This window comes from Enhydrobacter aerosaccus, assembly GCF_900167455.1.
In the GTDB taxonomy this organism is placed as follows: domain Bacteria; phylum Pseudomonadota; class Alphaproteobacteria; order Reyranellales; family Reyranellaceae; genus Reyranella; species Reyranella aerosaccus.
Genome location: NZ_FUWJ01000002.1, coordinates 162,122 through 173,329, shown reverse-complemented (window position 1 = coordinate 173,329; position 11,208 = coordinate 162,122). Strand labels below are relative to the sequence as shown.

General features: G+C 64.2%; 10 protein-coding genes. 8 read left to right on the top strand and 2 right to left on the bottom strand.

The features are described 5' to 3' along the window. Positions 1-23: 23 nt before the first annotated feature. Positions 24-1,748 (top strand): outer membrane beta-barrel protein, encoded by a 1,725-nt coding sequence (locus B5D62_RS10105; protein WP_085933757.1) that lies wholly within the window; start codon positions 24-26, stop codon positions 1,746-1,748. 7 nt (positions 1,749-1,755) lie between these two features. Here B5D62_RS10105 and B5D62_RS10100 read toward each other — a convergent pair whose 3' ends face one another. Beyond that, positions 1,756-2,436 carry a class I SAM-dependent methyltransferase gene (locus B5D62_RS10100; protein WP_085933756.1) on the bottom strand — a complete coding sequence of 227 codons (681 nt, stop codon included), beginning with the start codon at positions 2,434-2,436 and terminating at the stop codon, positions 1,756-1,758. Positions 2,437-2,514: 78 nt separating this feature from the next. On the opposite strand from B5D62_RS10100, the gene B5D62_RS10095 reads away from it, so the two are divergent. The 5 genes from B5D62_RS10095 to B5D62_RS10075 all read left to right on the top strand — a co-directional run bounded on the left by B5D62_RS10095 (position 2,515) and on the right by B5D62_RS10075 (position 6,479). After that, positions 2,515-2,811, top strand: a complete 297-nt coding sequence (locus tag B5D62_RS10095) for a cupin domain-containing protein (RefSeq protein WP_085933755.1) — start codon at positions 2,515-2,517, stop codon at positions 2,809-2,811. Positions 2,812-2,982: 171 nt separating this feature from the next. Continuing rightward, the gene (locus tag B5D62_RS10090) at positions 2,983-4,449 is read left to right on the top strand and encodes a DEAD/DEAH box helicase (protein WP_085933754.1); all 1,467 of its coding nucleotides are present in this window, start codon (positions 2,983-2,985) and stop codon (positions 4,447-4,449) included. A 26-nt stretch (positions 4,450-4,475) separates the two neighbouring features. After that, the gene (locus B5D62_RS10085; protein WP_085933753.1) at positions 4,476-4,715 is read left to right on the top strand and encodes an Lrp/AsnC family transcriptional regulator; all 240 of its coding nucleotides are present in this window, start codon (positions 4,476-4,478) and stop codon (positions 4,713-4,715) included. Between the two features lie 10 nt (positions 4,716-4,725). Beyond that, positions 4,726-5,865: a serine hydrolase domain-containing protein gene (locus B5D62_RS10080; RefSeq protein ID WP_085933752.1), complete on the top strand. Its 1,140-nt coding sequence runs from the start codon at positions 4,726-4,728 to the stop codon at positions 5,863-5,865. Between the two features lie 17 nt (positions 5,866-5,882). After that, positions 5,883-6,479: a DUF4286 family protein gene (locus B5D62_RS10075; RefSeq protein ID WP_218191024.1), complete on the top strand. Its 597-nt coding sequence runs from the start codon at positions 5,883-5,885 to the stop codon at positions 6,477-6,479. 160 nt (positions 6,480-6,639) lie between these two features. Here the strand turns inward: B5D62_RS10075 and B5D62_RS10070 are convergent, their stop codons facing one another. Next, a complete protein-coding gene (locus B5D62_RS10070) occupies positions 6,640-7,782 on the bottom strand; it encodes an amidohydrolase family protein (protein WP_170920875.1) in 1,143 nt (380 codons plus the stop codon). A gap of 193 nt (positions 7,783-7,975) precedes the next feature. Between B5D62_RS10070 and B5D62_RS10065 the strand changes: the two genes are divergently transcribed. Further along, on the top strand, positions 7,976-9,631 hold the full coding sequence (locus B5D62_RS10065; RefSeq protein WP_085933749.1) for a GMC family oxidoreductase: 1,656 nt from the start codon (positions 7,976-7,978) through the stop codon (positions 9,629-9,631). Between the two features lie 17 nt (positions 9,632-9,648). Beyond that, positions 9,649-11,208 carry an ABC transporter substrate-binding protein gene (locus B5D62_RS10060; RefSeq protein WP_085934705.1) on the top strand — a complete coding sequence of 520 codons (1,560 nt, stop codon included), beginning with the start codon at positions 9,649-9,651 and terminating at the stop codon, positions 11,206-11,208.

Sequence of the window (11,208 nt, the reverse complement as noted above, 5' to 3'; positions counted from 1 at the left end):
GAAGGTGGGGAGTAGTGTCGAGCATGCTGTATCGCCGGTTGGTGGGTATCGCGGCCCTTTTGACCTGTGCCTCGGGATCGCCTGTCCTTGCGGCTGACGATCCGCCTCTGAGTGCGGAGACATCCCCGTCGCAAGCGCAAAGCCGAGCCGTCGAGCCTGTCCGTAGCAACTGGGAAGGCTTCTATCTGGGCGGCCATGTCGGCGGGGCGACTGGAACGGCGACCTTCTCCAGCCCGTATGGCTCCGACCTGTTCGGCGGCAGCGTCAATACGCCGGCTTTCCTGGCCGGCTTGCAGGCGGGCTACAACTGGCTGCCGACGTCGCAACTGCTGCTCGGCGTGGAGGTGAGCGGCAGCTACCTCGTCTCGCAGGGACAGAACACCTGCGCGCAACCCAATACCGAGCAGATCGGTGCCACCTGCCAGGCTTTCCCGAATGCGATCGCGAGCTTCACCGGTCGTATCGGCTATCTGACGGAACCCAACGGCCGTACGCTCATCTACGGCAAGGCGGGCGCGGCCTGGATGCACAGCCAACTCTATGCCAACCCGAACAGCGCCGGTTTCCCGGGCTTCAACCTGACCGCGGAGACCGGCACCGGCGGAAGCCAGGCTGTCGGCGTGTGGGGATGGACGATTGGCGCGGGCGTCGAATACGCCGTCTCATCCAAGTGGTCGTTGAATGTCGGCTACGACTACATGCGCTTCAGCGGCATCAACCTGCAAACGCCGCCGACGACCAACGTCACGGCACTCCGTGAGGTCGACAGCGTTGTCGGTGGCACGTCCAGCGTGACGCAGGACCTGCATATCGCCCGTCTCGGCTTGAATTACCATTGGGGTGGCCCGTCGAAAACCGCCGATGAATCCTACGCCAGCGCGCCGGATACCCGGTCGACGTGGAAGCCCGGATGGGAGGCCGAGGTCGGACTGCGCTACTGGTACAGCTCGGGGAATTTCCAGACGACGAACAGTGAGTCGAATACGCCCAACAGTCCGGCCGGATCGAACCTCTCCTACAATGGCATGACCGGGCATACCGGCGAGCTGTTCGGACGCGTCGATGCGCCGTTCAACGGCTTCGTGAAGGGCTATGTCGGCGGCGGAGGCATCACCGGCGGCACGATGTACGACGAGGATTGGGGGTTGGGCAAAGCGCTGTCCAACGAGCCCACCGCCTATCAGGTCACGCAATCCAACATCGGCGGCTCGCTCAGCTACGTGACCCTGGATCTCGGTTACAACGTGCTGCGTGGTCCCGACCACAAGATTGGTCTGTTCGCGGGGTACAACCGCTACCAGATGAGCTTGAACGCAACGGGCATCTACTATCCGACAGCCCCGTCGGCAGGAGCCCAGTTCGCGTCGAACGTGCCCGTCATCTCCGACAACAGCACCTGGCAATCGCTGCGGCTTGGCATGTCGGCGCAGGTGTGGCCGGCGGAACGGTTCAGGGTCGATGCCGACCTGGCCTATCTACCCTATGTCGCTCTCAACGGCATGGATGCGCACTGGCTGCGGAACGCCTTCTTCCCGGTGAACGGAACCGGCAACGGCGTTCAGGGCGAACTCGTCCTGTCCTACTACGTGACCGATGCCTTCAGCATCGGTGTTGGCGGTCGCTATTGGTCGATGTGGACCAACAGTGCCAGCTACAGCTTTGGCAGCTACGAGTACGTCACCCAGAGCACCAATCGTTACGGCGTGTTCCTCCAGGGGGCCTACCGGTTCGGTACGCCAAAGCAATGACGGTGCTTCAAGGCGTTCGCACGAAGCGGAACAGCACCTTGTCGCTGCTGTAATAGCGCAGCTGGTCGACGACCTTGGGGAAGTAGGCGCTGCCGACCGTGAAGGGCATGAAGGCGTCGAGGGCGAGCGGCCGGACAGAAACGCCGAAACCCGCCTGGGCGAAGGCGCTGGCGACCTCTTCCAGCGAATGGTCGTAGATCGGGATCGAGGAGGTCTCGGTGATGAGCTTGCGCCAGCGTGGCCACAGGCTCGAATCGGTATGGCAGCCCATGGCGGCAACGTAGGCGCCGCCCGGCCGCAGCGCCGCCTTGATGTCCCGGGCATGGGCTGCCGGATCGGGCAGCAGATAGATCACCTCGTGGCTGAAGGCGAGATCGAAGGTCTGGCCGAGATCCGCCGCGAGGTCGCCGACCTTGTAGGCGATCGGTCGGTGGCCCTTCAGGAGCTCGGCGCGTGCCACCGATTCGCGGGCGATGTCGATGCCCATCGCCGACTTGAACGGATGACGATCGTAGAGCAGACGCAGGAAGCCGCCCTGGTTGCAGCCATAGTCGAGCACCGTCGACTGCCGGAGATCGTGCGTTGCCCCGACATCGATCATGCGTCGCCAGATCGGGGCGTGGGTGGCGCCCATCGCATCTTCGTCGGCCTGATTGCGGTTCCAGATCGGGATCGTGTCGCGGGCCATGCCAATCTCCACCGTGGGAACGGAAAGCCTAACACGACCCGCAAGACAAAGCCGGTCACGCGCGGTAGCTTCAGGGACATGAGTGATACGCAACGCCCCCTCGCCAAACCGACCCTGCAACTCGAGAACGACCGGGTCATCGTCACCGAATGGCGGTTCCCGCCCGGAGGCCATACGGGGTGGCACAAGCACATGCACGACTATGTCGTGGTGCCGGTGAGCACCGGCGAACTGCATATCTTCGACGGCAAGGCGACGGTGCCGGCGCCGCTGCGGGCGGGCGTGTCCTATGCCCGCCAGACCGGGGTCGAACACGACGTCATCAACCCCAACGATTTCGAGTTCGTCTTCATCGAGGTCGAGCTCAAGCCCTGACGCGCGCTGGGCGCGACCCTGCTCCGCAGGCAACCTGCATTGACTTCGGAATGGGCAAGCCTCATATGAGGGCCGCCAGCGGTCCGGCCCGAACCCTTCGGGCCCCATTCCAGGGACTTCTCGAGACCGCACCCGGAGCCCATCGGATGTGGGCTAACCTACGGGAATTAAATGAGTTTTGAGAGTTTGGGGCTGAGCGCCCCGGTGCTGCAGGCAGTAAGCGAAAAGGGCTATACCAAGCCCACCCCGATCCAGGAAAAGGCCATCCCCATCGTCCTGATGGGCCGCGACGTCCTCGGATGCGCCCAGACGGGCACAGGCAAGACCGCCTCCTTCGTGCTGCCGATGATCGACATCCTGGCGCAGGGCCGCGCCAAGGCACGCATGCCGCGTTCGCTGATTCTGGAGCCGACCCGCGAGTTGGCTGCCCAGGTCGCCGAGAACTTCGACATGTACGGCAAATACAACAAGCTCAACATGGCGCTGCTGATCGGCGGCGTGAGCTTCGACGACCAGGAGCGGGCGCTGGAGCGCGGCGTCGACGTGCTGATCGCCACGCCGGGCCGGCTGCTCGACCATTTCGAGCGCGGCAAGGTGTTGCTGAACGACGTCAAGGTGCTGGTGATCGACGAAGCCGATCGCATGCTGGACATGGGGTTCATTCCCGATGTCGAGCGCATCGTCAGCCTGTTGCCGCCGCTGCGGCAGACCCTGTTTTTCTCGGCCACCATGCCGCCCGAGATCAAGCGCCTGGCCGACCGCTTCCTGAGCAATCCCAAGGAAGTGACGGTCTCTCCGCCGGCATCGGCTGGCAAGAACATCGTCCAGGGCCTGGCGGTCGTGGCCGAGGAGGACAAGCGCGAGGCGTTGCGCCGGCTCATCAAGGAGCAGGACATCAAGAACGCGATCGTGTTCTGCAATCGCAAGCGCGACGTGGCGATCCTGCAGGGCTCGCTGAAGAAGCACGGTTTCAATGCCGGCGCGCTGCACGGCGACATGAGCCAGCCGGCGCGCATGGAAACGCTTGAGAAGTTCAAGCAGGGCGAGATCCAGATCCTGGTAGCGTCGGACGTCGCCGCCCGCGGGCTCGATGTCAACGACATGAGCCACGTCTTCAATTTCGATGTCCCGTTCTCGCCGGAAGACTACGTTCACCGCATCGGCCGTACCGGCCGCGCCGGCAAGACCGGCCATTCCTTCACCCTCGCTTCGCCGGACGAAGGTCCGCTGGTGGAGGCGATCGAGAAGCTGATCGGCACCGAGATCCCGCGCGTCGAAGTGCCGGGCATGGAATTGCTTGCCTTCGAGCCGGCCGATGGTCGTCGCCGCGGTCGCGGTCGTGCACGCGGCGGACGCAGCGGCGCTGGCGATCGCGCCAAGGCTCCTGCCAAAGCGTCCTCCAGGCCCCCGCGTCGCGAACCCCGGACCGAGGAAACCGTGCCGGCGCCTGCAGAGACTCGCCCCGAGCGGGAGCCCCGTCAGGAGCGCCCGGTCCGCGAGCGGCGTCCCGAAGGGCGCACGGAGCGGCCGGCCCGCCATCAGGAACGCCGGCCGGAGCGTCATCGTGACCGCGACGAGCCCGTGCCGATGGGACTGGGCGATCACGTCCCCGCTTTCCTCATGCGTTCAGGTCGCTAAAGTACGTCCCGCAGGAAAGGCGGGACATGCAGACCATTTTCGTCATGGTGAAGTGCGACCTCGGCAAGGCCTATGAGGTCGCGGACGAGGCGGTGAGCATCGAGCAGGTCTCGGAAGTCTATTCGACGTCCGGCCAGTACGATCTCCTGATGAAGTGCTATCTGCCGGAGAAGACCGATATCGGCCACTTCGTCACCAGCCAGATCCAGACCCTGCCGGGCGTGAAGGACACCTTCACCCTCATTACCTTCAAAGCTTTTTCCTGAGCCTCGCCTCATGGCTCCGCTTTCGGCGCCGCGCCAGCATCTGCCGCGCGGCGAAGACTTTTTGTTGTTTCCGCCGTCGATCCAGCCCTACGGCTATCGCATCGTCGACAAGCTGTTCGCGCATCGGGTGATCCGGCGCGGGCCGACCGTACGGGAGCTGCCGCGCGGAGAGGAAATCGCGCCGCACTATCTCGTCGATGGACACGAGCACGACCTTGCCTCCTTCATGGACCGCAACGTCATCACCGGCCTGCTGGTGATCCGGCACGGCAAGGTCGTTCTCGAGCGCTACGGGCTCGGCCTGCAGGAGCACGATCGCTGGTCGACCATGTCGACCGTGAAGTCGATGACGGCGATGCTGGTCGGCGCCGCCGTTCGGGACGGCGCCATCGGCTCGATCGACGATCCGCTGACACGCTATCTGCCGGCTCTGCGCGGCTCGGGCTACGAGGGCGTGTCGCTGCGCCACGTCATGACCATGTCGTCCGGCATGCGCTGGAATGAGGACTACACGGATCGCGCGTCGGACGTGAACCGCTACAGCAAGTCGCTGGCCGACAAGGTGCCGGGCGGTGTGCTGAAGCTGATGGCCTCGCTGGAACGCGCCCATCCGCCGGGCACGACCTTCCTCTACAATTCTGGCGATACCTATCTCCTGGGCGCGGCCTTGAGACAGGCCGTCGGCAAGCCGCTGGCCGACTACATGTCGGAGACGATCTGGCAGCCGGCCGGCATGGAGTGCGATGCCTTCTATACGCTGGAAAGCGAGGATGGCCAGGAGATCGGCGGCAGCCGCGCCGGCATGGTGCTGCGGGATTTCGGCCGGTTCGGCTTGTTCGTTCTGAACGACGGCGTGATCGACGGCCAGCGCGTGCTGCCGGAAGGCTGGGTCGAGGCCGCGGCGACGCCGGCCTTCGAACTCGCGACGCCGCCCGTGGTCGATATCACGCACTATGGCTATAGCTGGTGGCTGGGCAGGGACGTGATGTCGGCGCTGGGACACGCCGGTCAGAGGATCGATGTGTTCCGCAAGGAAGGCCTCGTGGTCGTGACTCTCGGGGCCTTTCCGCAGCCTCTCTACACCACGCCAAGGGATCATAATCGTCGCGACGAGGTCGTTGCCTTCACCAACGCGGTGCGCGCGGCATGAGCGGCAGTGCATCCTTGATGATATGGGTCGACATCGACCCGCAGGACGATGCGGCCTTCAACCATTGGCACAGCCGCGAACATATGCAGGAGCGGGTAAGTTGCCCTGGCTGGCTGCGCGGCAGCCGCTTCAAGCGTATCGATCCGACTCCGGAGCAGCGCAGTCGCTATCTCCTGTTCTACGATGCCGAGGGCACGGCAACCTTCGAGAGCGAAATCTATTACGCGCGGCTGCGCAATCCGTCGGAGATGAGCCGCGCGATCTTCCCGAAGTTCCGCGATACCTGGCGCACCGTCTGCGCAGTCGAGCAGCGCTGGGGCGACGGTATTGGCGTGGCGGCGCTCACCTTGCGGATGAAGGCACAGAACACCGCGCCATTCGACAAGCTCGCCGCGCTCGAGACGGTGCGCGTGGATCTTCTCGTCGGCAGCGCGGCCGTCGGCCAGGCGCATACCGCGGAAAAGGAGCTGCGGCCCGCACCCGATCGACAGATCGAGCGGGCCCTTGTCGCCTTCTTCTGGTCGGTCGAGGCAGCCCAGGCGGCCCGCCAACGACATGCGCCGACGGCGGAGATTTTCACCCTCCAGCACACCGTGTCGAAGGACGATCTCTAAAGCGCGATGATTTTTGCATCGGCCGTCGCCCTGACGCTCGTAGCATGGCAGCGCATGCGTCAGGGCGACGGCTTGATTCCACGAAAAGTCATCGCGCTGTAGCGCGCTGCTCTGCTACGAGCGTCGGGACGACGCCGGTCGTGCCAGAAGCCGTCGCGCCTTAGTTGACCAGCCCGTAGAACTTGCCGGCGTTGGTGCAGGTGATCATCCTGGTCACTTCGGGCGAGACTTCGGCGAACTGCTCCTTGATGTACTGATCGGAGTTGGGCCACACGCCGTCGCCATGTGGATAGTCGGACCCCCACATCAGGCTTTCCGCGCCCATCTCGTCGATCAGCTTGGTGCCGATGCGGTCGAACTGGAACGTGGCCTTGCATTGGCGCCGCCAGTAATCCGACGGCTTCATCTTCAGCCCGAGATCGGTGAAGCGGTCCTCCCATTCGAAATCCATGCGATCGAGGGCATAGGGGATCCAGCCGCAGCCCGACTCGCCGAAGGCGATGCGGATGTTGGGATAACGTTCCAGCACGTTGGCCGCGATGATGGCGGCCAGGATGTTCACCAGGTTCATCTGAAAGCCAGAGACGATGGTGAAGAACACCGAACGGCCGACGCGGCCCGGATGCTTGGCGATGGTATCGGGCGGCATGTTCGGGAAGGTGTGGAAGTGCAGCGGCAGCTGGACGTCGTTGACCGCTTTCCACAGCGGCTCCCACATCGGATGCCACATCGGTTCCATGTCCCAGGAGCAGGAAAGCTCGAGGCCTTTGATGCCCATCTTGGCGACGCGATAGATCTCCTTCACCGCGGCATCGATGTCGCCATAGGGAAGGCAGGCGAGCCCGATGTGGCGTTCTGGATAGTGACTACAGAACTCCTTCAGCCAGTCGTTGTAGATGCGCAGCATCTCGTTGGCGGCGTCCTTGTCGTTGAGCCGCCCCGCCGCGCCCAGGATGCCGTAGATCACCTCGGCATCGACATGGTCGCGGTCGAGATCCTTGATGCGAAGATGCGGATCGGAGACGCGGCGGATATCCTTGGCGCCATCGGAATAGAGGCCGGTCTCGGCCATCACGTCGACGCGGTGATGCTTGCCTGGCACGAACTTCGAGCCCGCCGGTCCGACTCCGTTCTTGTAACCGAAGGTGGCCCCGTTGTTCGCCACCCACTTGGGACCGTCGTCGCTATCGACGACGTAGGGCATGCGGTCCTTAAGCTCGCGCGGCGCCATCGATGTGAACAGATCGGGCGGCATCCATGGCAGATCGAGATGGCAGTCGGCCGAAATACGATTGTACTTCATGGGCGTTCCTTCCCTTCGTTCGTTTGAGTGAATTATGCGCGTCATCCTCTCGGACTCGCAACGGGCGGCGTTTCGACAGGAGGATTGGCAGCGGGTCGCTGCTGACGCGGACCGCCGGCCGATGAGACGTCCGGAGAGGCGCTTGTAGACGCTCGCCGCACGCCGCATCATCCGCGGTCAAAGGGGTGTCTCGATGGCAGCGGAAAGCGTCTCCCGACTCGAGGGAGACTTCGATTATATCGTCGTGGGGGCGGGCTCCGCCGGGTGCGTGCTGGCCAATCGGCTGTCGGCGGATCCAGGCACCCGCGTGCTGGTGCTCGAGGCCGGCGGCCGCGATAGCTGGATCTGGTTCCACATTCCGGCGGGCTATCTCTTTGCCATCGGCAATCCGCGGGCCGACTGGATGTTCCAGACCGAGAAGGAGGCAGGCCTCAACGGCCGCAGCCTCAACTATCCGCGCGGCAAGGTGATCGGCGGCTGCTCGGCGATCAACGGCATGATCTCGATGCGTGGCCAGGCGCAGGACTACGATCATTGGCGCCAGCTCGGGCTCGCGGGATGGGGATGGGACGATGTCCTGCCGATCTTCAAGCGGCTGGACGCGCACTTTCTCGGCGAGACCGACCACCATGGCGCCACGGGCGAATGGCGCGTCGAGCCGCTGCGGGTGCGATGGGACATTCTCGATGCCGTGGCCAAGGCCGCCACCGAGATGGGCATTCCCCCGACCTCGAATTTCAATACGGGCGACAATACCGGCGTGGGCTATTTCCACGTCAACCAGAAGCGCGGCGTGCGCATGTCGACGGCGCGGGCGTTCCTGAAACCCGTGCTGAAGCGGCCGAACTTGCGGCTGGAGACCGGCGTGTTGGTCGAGCGGGTGCTGTTCGAGGGCAAGCGCGCGGTCGGCGTGCGGTTCCGGCAGGACGGCCGGATCATCGAGGCGCGTACCCGCGGCGAGGTCGTGCTGTCGGCCGGCGCCGTGTGCTCGCCACAGCTCCTGCAGCTCTCCGGTGTTGGCCCCGCCGATTGGCTGGCCGAGTTCGGCCTCCCGGTCGTGCTCGACAAGCCTGGCGTGGGCCGCAACCTGCAGGACCATCTGCAGCAGCGCTCCATCTACAAGGTGCAGGGCGCGAAGACGCTCAACACGAGTTACCACTCGCTGATCGGGCGGGCGCTGATCGGTGCGGAGTATGCGCTGTTGCAGTCGGGCCCGCTGTCGATGGCGCCGTCCCAGCTCGGCATCTTCACGACCTCGTCGTCCGACCATGAGCGGTCCAACATCGAGTTCCATGTCCAGCCGCTCTCGCTCGACAAGTTCGGCGAGCCGTTGCATCGCTTCCCGGCCATCACGGTCAGCGCCTGCAACCTGCGCCCGACCTCGCGCGGCACGATCCGCCTACGCTCCGGCGATCCGTCGGCGAAGCCCGTGATCGCGCCCAACTATCTCTCGACGCCCGAGGACCGACGGGTGGCCGCCGATGCGATCCGCGTCACGCGTCGCCTGATGCGGCAGGCTGCCATGCAGCCCTACCATCCCGAGGAATATCTGCCGGGACCCGGCGTGGGCGACGACGATGCGTCGCTTGCCAAGGCGGCGGGCGATATCGGGACCACGATCTTCCATCCCATCGGGACCGCCAAGATGGGGCTCCCGTCCGACCCGATGGCCGTGGTGGATGAGCGGCTGCGTGTCATGGGGCTGGAGGGGCTCCGGGTCGTGGATGCGTCGGTCATGCCGACCATCACGTCGGGCAACACGAATACGCCCACCATCATGATCGCCGACAAGGCGGCACAGATGATGCTTGAGGATCGGCGAGGGGCGGCAAGCCGGAGGGCAGCCTAATGAACGTGGAAAAAGCGATGAAGCGCATCGCGAGGCTGCTGGCGGCGGCGCTGCTGGCTTTTCCCGGCATGGCCCTGGCGCAATCGACGCTACGTGTGGTCATGCACTCCGATCTGAAGATCCTGGATCCGATCTGGACCACGGCCTTCATCGTGCGCAATCACGGCTACATGATCTACGACACGTTGTTTGCTCTCGACGGTGATCTGAAGGTTCAGCCCGAGATGGTCGAGCATTACGACGTCTCGCCGGACAAGCTGGTCTGGACCTTCGCGTTGCGCGATGGGCTGAAGTTCTCGGATGGCTCGCCTGTGACGTCGGAAGACGTGGTGACCTCGCTCAAGCGCTGGGCGGCGCGCGATCCTCTGGGCCAGATCCTGTGGTCCAAGCTGGGCAAGGCCGAGGCGGTCGATGCGAAGACCTTCCGCCTGACGCTCAAGGAGAAGACCGGCATCGTGCTGCAGGCGTTGGCCAAGCCGTCGGGCAATCCCTTCATCATGCCCAAGCGGGTAGCCGAAACCGATCCCTACAAGCAGATCGAGGACTACACCGGATCCGGCCCGTTCATGCTGAAGCGGGACGAGAGCAAGCCCGGCGACAAGACCGTCTATGTCAGGAACCCCTACTACAAACCGAGGCAAGAGCCCGCGTCAGGCATGGCCGGCGGCAAAGTGGCCAAGGTCGATCGCGTCGAATGGGTCGCGATCCCGGATCAGCAGACCGCGGTCAATGCCCTGCTGGCCGGCGAGATCGACATGATCGAGGCGCCCCAGCACGATCTCTACAAGCTTCTCGAGGCGGACAAGAACGTGAAGCTGGAAGTCCTCAACAAATGGGGCAACCAGTACATCTTCCGCTACAACCAGCTCTTCAAGCCGTTCGACAATCCCAAGATCCGCCAGGCGCTGCTCTATGCCTTCAATCAGAAGGACTTCCTCGACGCGGTGATCGGCGATCCGAAATATTATCAGGTCTGCAAGGCCATGTTCGTGTGCGACACGCCCTATGCGACCACGGCAGGCTTCGACGACAAGTACGGCGGCAATATCGCCAAGGCGAAGGAGCTCTTGAAAGAAGGCGGCTACGACGGAACGCCGGTCGTGCTGCTGCATTCGACCGATCTGTACGTGCTGACCAACATGGCGCCGGTTGCCAAGGCGGCGATGGAGCGGATCGGCATGAAGGTCGACATGCAATCCATGGACTGGCAGACGCTGGTCAGTCGCCGGGCGCGGAAGGACCCGCCCGACAAGGGCGGTTGGAACGCGCTGATCACCTCGACCGGCGGCGTCGATTCGCTCGATCCGCTGACCTACAGTTTCATCGCGGCGAATTGCGACAAGGCGTGGTTCGGGTGGCCGTGCGACGAAGAGATCACCAAGCTGCGCCAAGCCTTCGCCGACGAGACCGATGAAGCCAAGCGCAAGGAGATCGTCGAGAAGATCCAGCTGCGCGCCGCCGAGTATCCGACGCACGCCTTTCTCGGCCAGTACATGACGGCCACGGCACTGCGCCGGAACGTCACCGGCGCCGTCGTGTCGCCGGTGCCGGTGTTCTGGAATATCGAAAAGAAGTAG

What these genes read in the sequence shown, in the direction of transcription:
- B5D62_RS10060 (WP_085934705.1), top strand. Translation starts at nt 9,649, where the DNA reads ATGAAGCGCATCGCGAGGCTGCTGGCGGCGGCGCTGCTGGCTTTTCCC.
- B5D62_RS10095 (WP_085933755.1), top strand. Translation starts at nt 2,515, where the DNA reads ATGAGTGATACGCAACGCCCCCTCGCCAAACCGACCCTGCAACTCGAG.
- B5D62_RS10105 (WP_085933757.1), top strand. Translation starts at nt 24, where the DNA reads ATGCTGTATCGCCGGTTGGTGGGTATCGCGGCCCTTTTGACCTGTGCC.
- B5D62_RS10085 (WP_085933753.1), top strand. Translation starts at nt 4,476, where the DNA reads ATGCAGACCATTTTCGTCATGGTGAAGTGCGACCTCGGCAAGGCCTAT.
- B5D62_RS10080 (WP_085933752.1), top strand. Translation starts at nt 4,726, where the DNA reads ATGGCTCCGCTTTCGGCGCCGCGCCAGCATCTGCCGCGCGGCGAAGAC.
- B5D62_RS10100 (WP_085933756.1), bottom strand. Translation starts at nt 2,436, where the DNA reads ATGGCCCGCGACACGATCCCGATCTGGAACCGCAATCAGGCCGACGAA.
- B5D62_RS10065 (WP_085933749.1), top strand. Translation starts at nt 7,976, where the DNA reads ATGGCAGCGGAAAGCGTCTCCCGACTCGAGGGAGACTTCGATTATATC.
- B5D62_RS10075 (WP_218191024.1), top strand. Translation starts at nt 5,883, where the DNA reads ATGATATGGGTCGACATCGACCCGCAGGACGATGCGGCCTTCAACCAT.
- B5D62_RS10090 (WP_085933754.1), top strand. Translation starts at nt 2,983, where the DNA reads ATGAGTTTTGAGAGTTTGGGGCTGAGCGCCCCGGTGCTGCAGGCAGTA.
- B5D62_RS10070 (WP_170920875.1), bottom strand. Translation starts at nt 7,782, where the DNA reads ATGAAGTACAATCGTATTTCGGCCGACTGCCATCTCGATCTGCCATGG.